Annotated in this window: 14 protein-coding genes; 2 read left to right on the forward strand and 12 right to left on the reverse strand. The window is 40.7% G+C overall.

The features are described 5' to 3' along the window. Window positions 1–30: 30 nt before the first annotated feature. From hprK to MKY45_RS22695, 3 genes are all read right to left on the reverse strand, one after another. Window positions 31–951, reverse strand: coding sequence for an HPr(Ser) kinase/phosphatase (gene hprK / locus MKY45_RS22685; RefSeq protein WP_193063741.1), 921 nt, complete (start codon window positions 949–951; stop codon window positions 31–33). Window positions 952–1,124: 173 nt separating this feature from the next. After that, window positions 1,125–2,345: a hemolysin family protein gene (locus MKY45_RS22690; RefSeq protein WP_193063742.1), complete on the reverse strand. Its 1,221-nt coding sequence runs from the start codon at window positions 2,343–2,345 to the stop codon at window positions 1,125–1,127. 130 nt (window positions 2,346–2,475) lie between these two features. Continuing rightward, on the reverse strand, window positions 2,476–3,648 hold the full coding sequence (locus MKY45_RS22695; protein ID WP_332093985.1) for a TraB/GumN family protein: 1,173 nt from the start codon (window positions 3,646–3,648) through the stop codon (window positions 2,476–2,478). 167 nt (window positions 3,649–3,815) lie between these two features. On the opposite strand from MKY45_RS22695, the gene MKY45_RS22700 reads away from it, so the two are divergent. Further along, on the forward strand, window positions 3,816–4,358 hold the full coding sequence (locus MKY45_RS22700) for a GNAT family N-acetyltransferase (RefSeq protein ID WP_341173449.1): 543 nt from the start codon (window positions 3,816–3,818) through the stop codon (window positions 4,356–4,358). Window positions 4,359–4,380: 22 nt separating this feature from the next. Here MKY45_RS22700 and MKY45_RS22705 read toward each other — a convergent pair whose 3' ends face one another. Both MKY45_RS22705 and MKY45_RS22710 read right to left on the reverse strand, forming a co-directional pair. After that, window positions 4,381–4,704, reverse strand: a complete 324-nt coding sequence (locus MKY45_RS22705; protein WP_193063744.1) for a DUF3889 domain-containing protein — start codon at window positions 4,702–4,704, stop codon at window positions 4,381–4,383. 133 nt (window positions 4,705–4,837) lie between these two features. Then, on the reverse strand, window positions 4,838–6,553 hold the full coding sequence (locus MKY45_RS22710) for an ABC transporter ATP-binding protein (RefSeq protein ID WP_341173450.1): 1,716 nt from the start codon (window positions 6,551–6,553) through the stop codon (window positions 4,838–4,840). A gap of 155 nt (window positions 6,554–6,708) precedes the next feature. On the opposite strand from MKY45_RS22710, the gene MKY45_RS22715 reads away from it, so the two are divergent. After that, window positions 6,709–7,080: a DoxX family protein gene (locus MKY45_RS22715; RefSeq protein ID WP_042528745.1), complete on the forward strand. Its 372-nt coding sequence runs from the start codon at window positions 6,709–6,711 to the stop codon at window positions 7,078–7,080. A gap of 257 nt (window positions 7,081–7,337) precedes the next feature. Here the strand turns inward: MKY45_RS22715 and MKY45_RS22720 are convergent, their stop codons facing one another. The 7 genes from MKY45_RS22720 to MKY45_RS22750 form a co-directional block, all read right to left on the reverse strand. After that, a complete protein-coding gene (locus tag MKY45_RS22720; protein ID WP_042528743.1) occupies window positions 7,338–8,555 on the reverse strand; it encodes a S1C family serine protease in 1,218 nt (405 codons plus the stop codon). A 295-nt stretch (window positions 8,556–8,850) separates the two neighbouring features. Then, on the reverse strand, window positions 8,851–9,654 hold the full coding sequence (locus MKY45_RS22725; protein WP_042528741.1) for an MBL fold metallo-hydrolase: 804 nt from the start codon (window positions 9,652–9,654) through the stop codon (window positions 8,851–8,853). Next, a complete protein-coding gene (locus MKY45_RS22730) occupies window positions 9,651–10,598 on the reverse strand; it encodes a two-component system regulatory protein YycI (protein ID WP_256705429.1) in 948 nt (315 codons plus the stop codon). Before MKY45_RS22730 ends, MKY45_RS22725 begins: the two co-directional genes overlap by 4 nt. 2 nt (window positions 10,599–10,600) lie before the next feature. Then, window positions 10,601–11,905: a YycH family regulatory protein gene (locus tag MKY45_RS22735; RefSeq protein ID WP_042528737.1), complete on the reverse strand. Its 1,305-nt coding sequence runs from the start codon at window positions 11,903–11,905 to the stop codon at window positions 10,601–10,603. Next, window positions 11,902–13,728, reverse strand: a complete 1,827-nt coding sequence (gene walK, locus MKY45_RS22740) for a cell wall metabolism sensor histidine kinase WalK (protein WP_042528735.1) — start codon at window positions 13,726–13,728, stop codon at window positions 11,902–11,904. Before walK ends, MKY45_RS22735 begins: the two co-directional genes overlap by 4 nt. A 6-nt stretch (window positions 13,729–13,734) precedes the next feature. After that, window positions 13,735–14,439 carry a response regulator YycF gene (gene yycF / locus MKY45_RS22745; RefSeq protein ID WP_042528733.1) on the reverse strand — a complete coding sequence of 235 codons (705 nt, stop codon included), beginning with the start codon at window positions 14,437–14,439 and terminating at the stop codon, window positions 13,735–13,737. A gap of 431 nt (window positions 14,440–14,870) precedes the next feature. Further along, the gene (locus tag MKY45_RS22750) at window positions 14,871–16,160 is read right to left on the reverse strand and encodes an adenylosuccinate synthase (RefSeq protein WP_256705432.1); all 1,290 of its coding nucleotides are present in this window, start codon (window positions 16,158–16,160) and stop codon (window positions 14,871–14,873) included. Window positions 16,161–16,332 lie beyond the last annotated feature (172 nt).

The raw sequence follows: 16,332 nt of genomic DNA on the forward strand, positions 1-16,332 counted from the left end.
TCTCCCCTCTTTATATGTAAAAGGAAACCATCAATCGTCTCCTTCTTCCCAATGGACACGCTCCATAAATTCCGTAGAAGCCTTATATCCCTGCTGCTGCAGGTACCAATTATTCGCAGCCGCTTCTACTAATCCAGCTACATCCCGTCCTGGCTGGAGCTGAATCTCAATTCTTGGAACCTGGACGCCCATATACTCTTCATAATCGGTTTTCGGCTCCAGATCATTATTGAGTGCATCCTTCTCCCACTTTGTCAGTTCAATATCCAAGGAAATACGTGATTCATCCTGGAACGCCTTTCTGCCATACATCCGTACAACATTTAAAAGTCCGACACTGCGGAGAGCGAGGAATTCACGATTGATATCGTTATGTGTACCAAGAATCGTCTTATGGCTCACCTTTTTCAAAATAACAATGTCATCCGAAACAAGCCGATGTCCGCGCCCAATCAAGGTATGTGCCAGCTCACTTTTCCCTACGCCAGACTCTCCGCGAATTAAGACGCCAATTCCGGAGACATTCAGGCAGACCCCATGAACTGCAATTTCTGTTGCGAGCTTGCGGGTTAAATAATTATCTACCTTAGCGATAAAATCAACGGCTGTATCTGCTGTACGCAGAAGCGGAATATTTTCTTCCTGACAGAATTTTGTTAAGTACGTAAGTCCCTCTTGGTTCGACGTAACAATAAAGCATGGCGGATGATAGCTTACCACATGGTCTATCCGTTCCTTACGTTCTTCAATATTCTGCTGCTTCAAAAAGTTAATTTCTTTTTTCCCTAAAATCTGCACACGTTCCATTGGGAAAAAGTCAAAGTAACCAATGAATTCTAAGCCAGGGCGATGGGTCCTGGCTTTCTTGATGGTGCGATCTAACTCATCGCCTCCAGCCAGTACTTCCAATTTAAATTCTTGCACTAATTGCTTTACACTGATAGATTTCAAAGCACCACGCTCCTCTCCGTCCTGTCCTTTTCCCTACATTATAACGAATTATGTCGCAAAGAGACAGAATCATGTATGAGAAATCGCTATTTCACTAATTTGTCACATTAACCTGTAACTATTTGAAAAAGGAACTGGAGAAATGTGCAAAATATAGCGCCTTTTCATTATTTCTATTTAATAATTTGAACCCGCTTAATATATCGGCCGTCTATTTCTAATATGTGAAATGTTAAATTTTCCTTTTCCAGCGTATCTCCTTCTACAGGAAAGGTAGTAAAGTTTCTGAGAATATAAGCTGCAAGCACATCATCTTCCTCTGGAATATCTGTATCAAAGGTATTATTCAGCTGGTGAAGCGTGATTTTTCCATCACAGATAATTTCGGTTTCTGTCTGCTTTTCTATCAGCGCATCCTCTTCCACATCCATCTCATCTTCTATCTCTTGTCCAATCATCACTTCAATAATATCTTCCTGTGTGACAATTCCTTCTGTGCCGCCATACTCATCCAATACGATAGCCATATGCTTCTTTTCCTCCAGCATTTTATGGAATACCCATTCGATATTATTAAATTCATACACACGCAGCGGATCCATATCACTATAATCTGCAAGTGTTTTTTCTTTTTCATCGCTCCACGCAATTAAATACTTAGAGTGAAAAATGCCGATAATATCATCCACATCTTCTCCATAAATAGGATACCTTGTAAATGGACTGGACAGCGCCAATTCTTTCACCTCTTGGTAACTTGCTTCATGATCTAACCCGACAATTTCAACGCGCGGTGTTTTTAGAACATCCTTTACATTCAAATGATAAAAATCAAATACACCACGTATTCGTGAAGACTCTTCCTTTTGAAAAGCTCCTTCTGAATCAGCAATATCCACTATTGCCCGCAGCTCTTCTTTGGAAACAGACTCCATCTGCGCTTCTCCTTTAGAAAGTGCCCGGGTAATCGTGCCTGTTAATCCATTTAATAAAAAGGTGATTGGTTTTAAAATCCATACCACAGCCCGAATAACCGGGAAGATCAAAGCAGCAATCCGGTCCGGGAAGCTGGCTGCTACGGATTTTGGTATCACTTCCGAAAATACAATAATCGTAATGGTCAGTACAGCTGACGCAATTCCTACATTTAAACCATAATCTATCGCCATCATGGTAACCAGTGTAGGCAACAGAATATTCGCCACGTTATTTCCGATTAAAATTGCTGTAATAAATTCACTTGGGGTAGAGACAAGCTGAAGCAGTTTTTCTGATTTTATATCACCATCATTTGCTTTTGCCTGCAGTCTCACCTTATTTGTTGCTGTTAAAGCTGTTTCACTTCCTGAGAAGAATAGAGAAACAAATAATAAAAAAATGATCGCAATGATCACGAGTAAATTCCTCCTAAATGACATTTTCGTTAGATATGCTGCATCACTATGTAGAACAGAAAAGATAGCTCTCTTTCATTTGAAAACTATCTTTGTTGAACATATACACGCTGAAATAATTTTAAAACCTTTAATTTAATAAATTCTGGATAAACACACGAACCACATCCGCGCCGCCAATCAATGTTCCTAAAGAACTTCCTATATTGGCAAATACGATTACTAACAAGATACGTGTTACTTTATTATTCCAAAAACCTTTTACAGAATGCACATCATCTGCAAGTGAATCAAAATCGCCTACATTCGGCCGCTTAATATAAGCCTGAGCAAACCCTGCAAACCAGCCTGCCGCAAGTAATGGATTCAGCGAAGTAAATGGCGCTGCGACGAATGCAGTCAGGGCAGCTAATGGATGTGCGAAGGCAACAAGGGCGCCAATAGCTGAGAGAGAGCCGTTCCAGAGCGCCCAGCTTATCGTTTGCTGCCAGCCTGCCGCTGGATTTGTCATGAATGTGTAGGCAATGATGCCAATAATGAAAATAGGTATCGCCCATCCAACCACTTTCGGCCACTTTGATTTCGGCGGACGTGTGTTTAGTTGTTCCAAATCCTGTTCTTTTTCAATTTCTTTGGTTATGCCTGGCACATGTGCTGCCCCAAGTATCGCGACAACCTTATCGCCGGGAGCATCTTTAATCTTTTGAGATAAATATTGATCCCGTTCATCAATCAATGGTTTCTTCAGGTCTGGAAAATAAGCGGTAAACTCTTGAAGCATCGCATTAATCGTATCCTGCTGCTTCATCTTTTCTAATTCTTCTTCGGAAATTTCCTCTCTGCTGAAGATACTTCCAAACACTTGCATGAGCAGCATTGATTTTCCTTTAAAGCCCATATTCCCCCAAATTCGGGCAAAAGTAATTTGAATATCCCGATCGGCTAAAACAAGCTCGGCTCCTGTTTCTTCCGCAGATTCAATTCCTTGTATCATCTCTTCTCCCGGACGAATACCAAACTGCTTAGCCATCCGCTTCTGAAAGGAAGAAACTGCCAGGTTCATTAATAGCATGACTGCTTTTTTATCGCGGATGACTTGAAAGATATCGGTGTTTTTCCATTTATTATTATCCTTCACCGATTGAAAACGCTGGGCATCCAGCTCAATACATACCGCATCAGGCTGTTCCCTTTCAATGACTTCCTTGACCTGTTCCGCACTATTTTTAGAAACATGGGCTGTTCCGATTAGTATATATTCTTTTCCATTCAAATGGAGCCTTGTGATGTTCTCCGCACTCATGTACCATCCTTCTTCCTTCCATTATGTTATTCAACACGGAATTCCTTTTTTTAAACTTGTATATCCTATTGTAATACATTTTCACCAATTAATTAAACATCTACGCACAAATAACGTATGATATAGGAAGATGATAATAAAGGAAGTATGAATATGGGGGTTAACCTATGTTTCACTATCAAATAGATGACCGTCTAACCTTGCGCCAGCTGCAGATGAATGATGCAAATGCGCTGTTCAGGACGGTAGAAAGCTCCAGAGAAGAGCTGCGTGAGTGGCTTCCCTGGATTGAAACGACACAAAAACCGGCCGATTGTTTAGCCTTTATTGATTTATGCCTGCAAGGAGCCCGGCACAGACAGTCGCTGAATATCGGTATCTTTGATCGGGATAGGCTGATTGGCTGTGTCAATTATAATTTTATTGACTGGCAAAACGGCAGCACATCGATTGGCTACTGGTTAGATCCGGCTTATCAAGGGAAGGGCGTCATGATCATAGCAGTTCAGGTGATGATTGATTATGCCTTTTATACACTGCGATTAAACCGGGTTGAAATTCGTGCTGCAACCCACAATAAAAAAAGCAGAGCCATTCCAGAACGGCTCCGTTTTCAAAAAGAAGGTATGATCAGGCAGGGAGAATGGCTATACGATCATTATGAAGATTTAGTTGTTTACGGACTGCTAGCACGAGAATGGACGCATTAACGGAGAATCACAGCTCATTGTACTAGTTCTTTGTTTCCCTCATTTTTATTTCGACAATTTCTTTTGTATCGGTTTTAAAATAAATATCAATAATAACACCAAATTCCTTTTCTTTTCCCACTAACCATAGCTTAAAGGTTTCGACTGTATTTTCAGATTCTGTTTGTCTGCCTACATGCAAATAATCTACAATTTTTTCTTGAGGGTACTTGGCTTTCACTTCTTTCATGGCAATCTGACCCCATTCGGCATATTCCGGCTCTTCTGCATTCACCCATGTTCCAATCAACAATGGAATGATAATAATGCCGGCGAAGATAAGGGCGCGATATATTCGATTCATCATGCCACCTCCTAATTAGCCTTAGCTTGTGTTATTTTTATGTTTTTATGCTAATCAGAAGACAGATGTATTTATTTCCCGGGAAATGAAGACAATACGCTAAAAAAACAGGCTGCGGTTGGCACAGCCTGTTCTGCTATTTCATTTGAACACCGTGCAGATGAGCAAAGATACCTTTTTTCTGCAGGAGTTCTTCGTGCGTTCCTTCTTCTTCAATCCCATTTTTCGTTACCACCATAATACGGTCTGCTTCTTTAATCGTAGCAAGACGATGGGCAATCACAATTGTCGTCCGGTTGGCGGCCAGCTCGTTCAATGCTTTTTGAATAATCATTTCTGTCTCTGTATCCAGCGCCGAGGTTGCTTCGTCCAAAATAAGAATTGGCGGATTTTTTAAGAACATCCGCGCTATTGCAATCCGCTGCTTTTGTCCTCCTGACAGCTTTAAGCCTCTTTCTCCAACCTGTGTCTCATAGCCATCTGGAAGCTCCTTAATAAAATCCTCCATATGTGCACGTTTAGCTGCAAGTTCGATTTCTTCATCAGTTGCTTCCAGGTTTCCATACGCAATATTCTCCCGCAGGGTTCCTGTAAACAGAAATACATCCTGCTGTACGACACCGATTTTACTGCGGAGAGATTCCTTCGTCATATCACGAATATCCATTCCATCAATCGTAATCGCTCCATCTGTCACATCATAAAATCTTGGAATCAATGCGGAAATCGTTGTTTTTCCAGCTCCAGACGGTCCGACAAAAGCAACCGTCTCTCCATGATGAATATCAAAGCTGATATCGTTCAATACCGGTTTTTTCGTTTTATCGTAGCTGAAGCTGACTTGATCAAAACCGATATCCCCTTTTAATTCACTGACTGCTTCGGCATCCGGCTTGTCCTCGACATCCGGGTTGATTGCCATCATATCTGAGAAACGTTTAAAGCCGGCCATTCCTTTGGGATATAGCTCTAAGAGTGCTGTAATTTTATTGATTGGTGTCGTTAATACATTCACGAACAAGATAAAGCTGACTAATTCTCCATAGCTGAGGCGATCTGTATAAGTGAACCAGGCCCCTACAACAAGTACAAGCAGTGTCATTAAACGCATCAGCAGAAAAATATTCGAATGGACGATACCCATTACTTTATATGCTCCAACCTTTACAAGGCGAAACTTTTCATTATTCTCCTGAAAACGCTGCTTTTCGAATTCTTCATTTGTAAAGGATTGTACGACACGTACACCAGAAACAGCATCCTCTATTCTTGCATTGACTCCTGCAATATTTGCATACATTTTTCTCCACGCCTTATTCATACGAATATTTCCAAATGTAATAAGGAATATCAGGATAGGTACGGTAATAAGAACAATCAGTGCTAAAACTGGATTAATGGTGAACATAATAAAGAAAGCACCTAAAAATGTCATGATGGAAATAAAGAAATCCTCCGGGCCGTGATGGGCAAGCTCTCCCAGATCAAATAAATCATTCGTAATACGGCTCATGATATGGCCTGTTTTCGTATTATCAAAGAAATGAAAGGATTGTCTCTGAACCTGATAAAATAAATCACGGCGCATATCTGTTTCGATATTGATTCCCAATTTATGCCCTAAATAGGAAACCACATATTGCAAATACGTACTGATAATATACACAATCAGCAGTAAAATCGATATAACAACAATGGCATTCCAGTCTTGGCCAGGTAATAATTGATCGATAAACCACTGAACCGCTACCGGAAAGGCTAATTCCATCAGCGCTACAATCACTGCAGCTGAAAAATCTATAATAAATAACCGCTTATGCGGTTTATAGTATGAAAAAAATTGACGCAGCATACTTATCCTCCTCCTCTTCTTTTTTATAAAAAGCTAAAGCGCATATGAATGAATTATATAGTTAATCGCTTATGAAAACAATATGCTTTTCTCCAGATTCTTGGGAAAGTTTGTCCTTTCCCCTGCATACCATTTAAAAAAGGAGGATGTTTCACATGAAACCAATGAAGCTTATTTGCTATGTAGTGGGATTTGTATTTCTAGTTTCCGGGCTGATGAAATTTGTGGACCTTTCGATGGTCAGCAGTTTTGAACAAATGGGCGTGCCTTTATCCAATTTTGTTTATTTCTTTGTAGCTCTGTTTGAAGTGATGGCGGGGATGTTATTAATCGGCAGAATATTTATCCACATAAGTCTTATTCCATTGATTTTTATTATGCTTGGCGCACTCTTTTTCACCAAGCTTCCTATTCTGACAGGGGACGGGATATTCGCATTTCTTTTTGCTTCGCGATTAGATCTGACGTTACTTATACTGCTCATCTTTCTCTGGTCTCAGCGAAATGAAAAAGAAGCCTTCACGTAACTTTCCCACACCCAAATTGTGGACAACATCTGTGTAATTCAAAAATCCTGTTTATAGCTTATGGACAAACTGCATTTATCCACAATTATATCCACATATGCACAAATGTTCGCAGTTATATAGTATAGGAACATATTTTCCACACCAAATATAGAATCTTATTCTTTTATTATCCACTGTTTGTGCATAATTCTATATTTCTGTGGATAAAAACTAAAAAAGGAATGGATACCCTTTCATCCATTCTTTTCTAGCTTTTATTGAATTTCTAATTCCAACTCTGTCTGCATTAACTCGCCGTCCCTGTAATAATCAATGGTTACGACTTCTCCAACCTCTTTCTCTTCGTAAAGGATTTTCCGCAGGTCAATCGTGTTATGCACAGGCACACCATCCAATGCGACGATGACATCATATTGTTGAATACCTGCTTCATCAGCTGGGGATAAGTTTTCTACGCTCCATACATACACACCGCCCTCAACTTCCACCGGCAACTGCAATGTGTTTCTCCATTCATATTGAGGCAGCTCCTCAATCGAATAGATTTCTACACCTAAGAATGGACGGACGACTTCTCCATTCTCCTCTAATTCCTGAATCACAGGAATGGCACTGTCGATTGGAATGGCAAAACCAATTCCTTCTACTGCTTCCTCGTTAATTTTCATGGAATTAATACCAATCAATTGCCCGTATAAATTTATCAATGCTCCACCGCTATTTCCCGGGTTAATCGCTGCGTCTGTCTGGATAACTTCAGCCTGCCAATCGGGCTGCCCGTCAAAGTTAAAATCCATTGGAATGGTGCGCTCCATCCCGCTGATGACGCCCTGCGTAACAGTGCTTGATAAGTATGCTCCCAGCGGGTTTCCGATAGCAATGGCCGGTTCGCCTACCTTCAAACTCTCGGAGGTTCCGATTTCCATTGGCGTATCTTCATTCTCATTATCCATTTTAAGTACTGCTAAATCTGTAAATAAATCACTGCCGATGATTTCTGCTTCCATATGTGTCTCATCATGCAAAATCACTTCTACGCTGTCCGCATCTTCAATAACATGGTGGTTCGTCACAATATAGGTTTCTCCGTCTTCTACCTTATAAATGACGCCTGATCCTGTTCCGGCCTCAATCCCATCCGCTTCGGCTCCCCAAGAAACATTCTGCTGAATATTGGTTATACCAACTACTGCGGGGGTTACTTGTTCAATAATCTCTGTCAGCTGAGTAGAAACATCTACCTGCATCGGCTGGTCTTCCAAAATCCCGTTACTGTCAGCGTTCTCATTGTTTTCTTCTTCACCAGCAGGGCTGATTTGCGCTGTATTCTCATTACGAAGAAAATCAGGATTTATAAGCAACACGAGGATTCCGCCAATAATAATACCTAGCAGTAAGGGGATAAGCCATTTTCCTTTATTCTTTTTATCCGGTCCTGGCTGCGGCTGATTCGGTTGGTCATTATATTCCATATATCCTTCTCCTTATCGATTCATCTACCTACATATTCCCTAAATACATTTATTACTAACACAAAATTGCTCTTTATTAATTCTGCTCTTCACCAAAGTCTATCGGTAACATACTAGATATAAATTTGCTGTAAGCGACCGCTACAGAAATACACTACGCTTTCCATGGGCTCCGAGCTCAGCCTCCAGAATTCAAAACAGAGGTCTGCAAGAGGGAATTAATTTCAGTTTATGCACAAATGAAATTTTTATCCCATTACAGACCTCTGTATCTTTGATCATTACTTTATTTTCTTTATACACGCTCAGTTACAGCGCCGACATCATATAATGGCGTTGGCGCTTCCGGATCAGTGTCATGCAGCTCTACATCGATTCCGCGCTCGGTCAGAACTTGATTGACAGACATACGCGCCAGGTCTTTCATATTATTATCCAGACTCAGGTGAGCCAGGTAAATCCGCTTCGTACGGTTAGAAATAACATCGGTTAAAGCAAGCCCGGAATCCTCATTGGAAATATGTCCGGAGTCTCCTAAGATGCGTCGTTTTACATTCCATGGATAGCGTCCCATCCTAAGCATCTCCACATCATGATTTGCTTCAAAAATATAAGCGTCTGCGTCCTCGACCGTTTTTTTAATACGTTCGGATACGTATCCTAAATCCGTCACAAGCGCTACTTTCTGTCCGTTATTGCGGAAGGTGTAAAACATTGGCTCTGCCGCATCATGAGACACACCGAATGATTCGACCTCGATATCTCCAAAGCTTCGAACGGATCCCATATCAAACTGAAATTTTTGGTCGATGGTCAGCTTTCCGAGAGAAGACTCCATTGCCTGCCATGTTTTTTCATTTGCATAGATGGGCAGCTGATACTTTCGCGCAAAAATGCCCAGACCTTTAATGTGGTCGCTATGCTCATGTGTTACCAGAATCCCGTCAAGACGTGACGGATCGACATCAATTCCCTTAAACAGCCCGTCCATCTTTTTTCCGCTTAATCCGGCGTCTACTAGTAAACGCTGTTGTTCTGTTTCGATATAAAAGGCGTTGCCTGTGCTGCCTGAGGCAAGCACACTAAAACGTAAACTCATTCTGGCTCACTCCTATAAGGCTCAATCTTATCCTCTATAATGGAAATTAGGTCATCCGCTATTTCCTCATCATCCTCCGACATGGAATAAAGCTTTTGTAAATAATTTTCCTCAAACATCTTTGTTGTAAAATATTCCGTATAATTTCCCGGATACGTAAAGGACTCTGCAGCATTGACAAAATAATCATTTTCCTCATCTTCTTCAGCTACCGTGATTTTGTATGTGGGTGCAAACACCTGCGTCCCTTCTCCTTCTTCATCAATTCTGGAATAATACCCGTACGTGACATTTGTCACTTCTTCTTCGGCATTTAAAAAGCGATTATGAAGAAGCGTACCAATGGCAATCTTAGGTGTATTTAAGCTGGTGCTCCCCTGTGTACTTGCGTCACCGACCATCGTTTGCGTATAATGCGTAATCTCTCTGTCATCATTCAAATAGAAGGTGAGCATTGCATGCTGATTTAAATAAAGCGGGTATCCTTCTTTATTTTGATAGAAGACGATAATATTTAAATCATGATTCCATGTGCCAAAACTGAATTCAGAAGCATCTAAAACATACGGGCTGACCAAATCAGACAGCTCGTTCCGCTCCAAATTTTCTGGAATCTCCAATGGTGAAGAAAATTCCACGGTTAATAACTTATTATCCACACTCTTCGCCGCATCGATATCATCTATATCATTTAATTCCCTGATTTCCGTTTGGGTAAATTCCTTTTGAGTGGATGAAATATAGCTCAGCTCAGGAACTTCAAAATCAGTGTCTGCAGAAACAGTAATATTTTCTTGATCCAGCTGCTCGTCCAGATTCAAATCATTAACCTCCAGCTCTGGAATATCCATATCCTGCTGCTTATCAATAAATTGAAATAGCAAATAAATATTTAAGACAAGGAAACTGAGAATAAACAGCGTTTTAATATGTGACCATTGCATTCTCAACTTCCTCCTTCTAAGTTTTGCTGTGTGTTTGTATTTGGCTCTGGTACCACTGACCAGCTGTTATTTACTTTCTGATACCAATTAGGCTCTAAAAGCACATAATCTCCATTATCATCGGTTTCAATCGTTAAACGGTAGGCAATCTGAACATCTTGGATATCTGCTGTATTTTCATTTTGCTGAATGCTGTTCATAATCTCTTCGCCGCTCCTCAACTCTTTTTCCGAGGTATTGACCACGGTATTGAGCGATACCAGAGAACGATTATATTTGCTTAATTGATCATTTTGCCATTCCTGATAGATGGTAGATAAATCCATATATGAATTATTCACAACAGGATATTCAAATTGATACATCCGGTAAGCAATACTATCTTCTGTAAAGCCTTCTAAGCGATAATCTCCTGTAAAGCCTCGATGTGCGTTAATATTATTTAAGCTTTGTTGTAAAACGCTGTTATCCACCTGCTCCGTATTTCTTTCCGCAACATCAATAAACCGCATCCCGTAGCCGGCAATATTTAATTGTCTATTATCTGTCCGATACATAATCGATCCAGGAGCTGTCTCTGATACACTGACTACATTCGGGTTGCTGAACATAATATTTCTGATATCGACCGCTTCAATGGAGTCGAAGGTATACGTATAAGACGTTAATGCTTTCTTTTCCTTTGGAATATAAATATCTCTGGCTGCATCGGTCAATAACTGTTTTTCCTCATACTCATCTTCCGTCAGCTCCCCAAATATCGACAGCAGCTCGTCATAGCTCGTTCTGGAGTAGATCGTACCTTCCACAACTTCTTCCCTGTCTGCTGAAACAAATTGAACGTGTAAAACCTCTTCCTCTTCCTGCAGCTCGATAGAAAATCGATCCACATAGAAATTGGTGTTATTCGTCAATGTACTGTCGACATTTAAGATCGTATCGAACAAAGATAACGGGACCTCCGTCGGGAAAATAATTTCTACTTCTGCACCAGATTCAGTGTCTTCTTCTAAATCATTCCTTTGTATATCCGTCAATTCCCATTGCCGGATATCTTCAAAAAACTGCATACTATCCTCTGGTTCCTTATAGCTGGAGAATTCGCCGTTCATTTTAAAAACCACATCATTCGGCTTTACAAGATCACTTATCTCCTGTTCTTCACCGCCCAGATCCACTTCATCAATCGATTCGACATCGTTTAATGGCCTGTATTCCGCCTGATAATTCCACATCCCGAACGTGAGAACCAGACTCGTTCCTATTAAAATAATCAGCAATAATGATTTTGCAGTCTCTAATTTCATCTGCCTCTCCCCCGCTTCGAGCCCATGAGTGGCAAGGTAAATAGGATTGTCGTACCGCGTCCTTCTTTACTTTGGGCCCAAATCTTTCCATGATGAGCCTCTACAAGTTCTTTTGTAATTGCTAAACCAAGACCGGTTCCGCCAAATTTTCTTGTTCTAGCGCGGTCGGCGCGGTAGAAACGATCAAATATTTTATCGAGCTTGTCATATGGAATCCCCATTCCTTCATCCTGAATACTGATAATGACCATATGACGTCTTACATCCAGATTCACACGCACTTTTCCACCTTCTGGCGAGTATTTAAAAGCATTGGTAATAATATTATCAAATACCTGTGTTACCTTATCCCGGTCCATCCATACAAACGATTTTCCTTTTGGTATCTGGCGCTCCAGCGTAATCGTTTCCGGCAAATTCATTTCATAACGATCGAGGACCTGATGTACATAACCCATGAATTCTGTTCTTTCCTTATGCATCGGCAATTCATCTGAATCCATTTTAGACAGCTGCAGCAGATCATTTACCATCCGGATCATCCGGTCCGTTTCCTTCTGTGTAACCTCTAAAAAGCGCGGCGCAATTTCTTTATTTTCCCAAGCACCGTCAGACAATGCTTCTAAGTAGCTTTTCATGGTCGTCAGCGGCGTGCGGAGTTCATGAGATACATTCGATACAAAGTCTCTTCGCTCTTGTTCCATTTTCTCCTGCTCCGTAACATCGCTGATAACAGTAATAAACCCTGTCACTTCTTCTTCCTCATCCACAACTGTCGAAAAGTTTGCACGTATGATAAACGGTGTTTCTTCATCACTGAAATCGATAATCATCGAACCGCTGTCGGACAGCTTGCTAATATCGACGATTTTCTCTTCCAGGTTAAGCACATCGATGAGATCATCTCCAATCATATCATCCGGATTGGAGCCAATCATTCTGGCCGCAGCATCATTCATCAATGTGACTGCTCCCGTCTGATCGGTTGCGATTACCCCGTCACTCATATACGAAAGAACAGAGCTCAGCTTCCTTCGCTCTTCTTCAATCGTAGCGTAAGAATGCTTCAGCCTGCTATTTAAATCATTAAAGGTTTCGGCAAGCTGTCCAATTTCATCCCGTCCATAGACGTCCAGTTTTTGTGTGAAGTCTCCATTCGACATAATCAGTGCTTGCTCACGCATTTCCTTGATTGGCTTGGTAATTGTACGCGCCACGAGTACCCCGAGGATGGCAGAGATACTTATCGCCAAAACAGAACCCTGCAGGAAGATATTATTGATTCCTTCGATTTGGTCATAGACCTCTTCCAAAGAAGCAGTGAACTGCACCGCTCCAACTGCCTCTCCATTTCCAATCAGCGGCTCCACATGGACATGCACTCTGCTGTCGGTTTGCCGGTCAAAATACGTACTCCGCTGGGATTGTTCAAAAAAGATCGTATTCTGTACATCGATATCTGTAGATTTCTTGCCGACCTCTCCCTGCTCATCAATCTGGTTTGTCCCGAGAATCCTGCCCTGACGATCATAAACATAAATGGTTGTCGCTACATTCTCGGTATTCACATCATCAATGATGGATTGAATTTCCTGCTCTAAACTCGGCTCGTCTTCCGAACGCTCTCTCGCAAAAGCTTGTTCCAGATTATAGCTCAACATCTCCACACGCTCCGTGATCGATGCCTTAAACGTATCCGTTAATTCTTGTTCTAGCCGTTGTGTAAAAAAAGAGCCGATAACCTGTACAGCTAAAATCAACAGAAGGATATAAATAATAATAAACTTTAACTGGATTGATCTAAAAAAACCAACTTTATTCATATTGCCTTACTCCTGTTCAGGACTGCGCAAATAATAGCCGACACCTCTTCTTGTGACAATCCATAATGGGTTGCTAGGATTTTCTTCAATTTTTTCACGCAGACGGCGAACCGTTACATCAACCGTACGCACATCACCAAAATAATCATAGCCCCATACGGTTTCCAATAAGTGTTCACGTGTCATAACTTGTCCAATATGGCGTGCTAAATAATGTAATAATTCAAATTCACGGTGAGTTAATTCAATCTCTACGCCTTTGCGGGAAACAACATATGCATCGGGATGGACGACTAAATCGCCAATCACAATATCCTTGGTTGTTTTTGACGGCTCCTCTGCAGGTACATTTTCACGACGCAGATTTGCTTTCACGCGCGCAATTAATTCACGATTACTGAATGGTTTGGTCACATAATCGTCTGCACCAAGCTCTAATCCGAGCACCTTATCGATTTCAGCATCTTTTGCAGTCAGCATAATCACAGGGACACTTTGTGTTTTACGTACCTCACGCAATACTTCATTTCCGTCTTTTCCAGGAAGCATAATATCCAATAGAATAAGATTAGGACGCTCTGTTTCTGCAAGTTCAATTGCAGTATCGCCATCATTCGCTACCACTACCTGGTATCCTTCTTTTTCTAAATTAAATTGTAATATATCAGCAATTGGCTGTTCATCATCGACAACTAATATTTTTTGACTCATTGCTTGCACATCCTTTTTTTAGTTATAATTCTTTATTATCCATACAGGGAGACAGATAAGTGAGAGGCGCTTCCATAATTTCATAGGGGTAGGCTTACTGCCCCTAAAAATATTTTTTCTTAGATGTCCCCGGCTTTTTCTCCCGCCAGTTTATATTTTAAAATCTCATTTTCTCTTTATTGTAAATAACGAAAGTATAACATGAAATCAGTTAACCTATAATTGCAATTCTTTATACAACCTGATTTTCTAGACAAATTGCTTCCTTCTATTTTAACGTAAATTCGCGTTTATGTCTTGTAGGCAGAACAGAAAGATAGAGATTGGGGGAATTTGGATATGATTTTTCCTTAAATTCTTTACAGTTTCTTCACATGCAAAAAAGAGCTGATTTTCATCATCAGCTCTTTTTTAATACATTTCTTAGTTTATTATGGACGGTACACGCTTCTTACGACATTTGTCTGCGAACGATCTGGGCCTACAGAGAAGATGGATAATGGAATTTCTGTCAGCTGAGAAATCCGCTCTAGGTAGTGGCGCGCATTGGCTGGAAGTTCATCCAATGTCTTCACTCCGGTAATATCCTCTGTCCAGCCTGGCATTTCTTCATATACCGGTTCACATTCTGCTAATGCTTTTAAGCTTGCCGGGAATTCTTTGATGACTTCCCCTTTGTAGCGATAGGCAACACAGATTTTCAATGTTTCAATACCTGTTAATACATCAATTGAGTTGAGAGATAAATCTGTAATTCCGCTCACACGGCGGGCATGACGGACAACAACGCTATCAAACCAGCCTACACGGCGCGGACGGCCTGTTGTTGTACCATACTCACGGCCAATTTCACGAATTTGGTTTCCTATTTCATCATGTAATTCTGTTGGGAAAGGACCATCACCAACGCGTGTTGTATATGCTTTTGACACACCTACGACATGATTGATTTTGGAAGGCCCTACACCAGAACCGATAGTTACACCGCCGGCAATCGGGTTAGAAGATGTTACAAATGGATACGTACCTTGGTCAATATCAAGCATAACCCCTTGTGCGCCTTCGAACAGGACACGTTTTCCTTCATCAATTGCATCGTTTAACACAACCGATGTATCTACAACATAAGGAGCCATTTGCTGTCCATATTCAAAATATTCATCGAGAATATCTTCTACCAGCATGGGGTCAGACTCATATACTTTTTCGAATAAACGATTCTTTTCTTTTAAGTTCTGCACTAATTTCCCGTGGAATACTTCTTTGTCCATTAAATCAGCAATGCGGATACCGACACGTGCTGCTTTATCCATATAAGCAGGGCCGATTCCTTTTTTCGTCGTACCGATTTTATTTTCGCCTTTTTCCTCCTCTTGAAGAATATCCAGCTTCAAGTGATAGGGAAGAATCACATGCGCACGATTACTGATACGAAGATTTTCTGTAGAAACATTGCGCTCATGTAAATAAGCAACTTCTTCTACAAATGCTTTAGGATCGATAACCATTCCGTTTCCAAGAACACATGTCTTCTCGCTAAAGAAAATCCCAGATGGAATCAAATGTAACTTGTATGTTACATCATCAAATTTTATCGTATGACCAGCGTTATTTCCGCCTTGATAACGAGCAACTACTTCTGCATTTTGAGATAAGAAATCAGTAATTTTACCTTTCCCTTCATCTCCCCATTGCGTACCTACAACTACTACTGAGGACATCGTGCACCTCCAAGGTTGATTTTATATATGAAGATTCTTGCCCTGCATGAATTTTTTATTCATCATAACAGCACAATTACTTATCATCATTTGCTTTTTACTTACCTTTTAGTATTTTATCAGTTTAAAAAAAACACGTCAATGTAAAACACGAACATTACTTTTTCATTTT

The organism is Oceanobacillus sp. FSL K6-0251, from assembly GCF_038004725.1.
Lineage (GTDB): Bacteria > Bacillota > Bacilli > Bacillales > Amphibacillaceae > Oceanobacillus > Oceanobacillus oncorhynchi.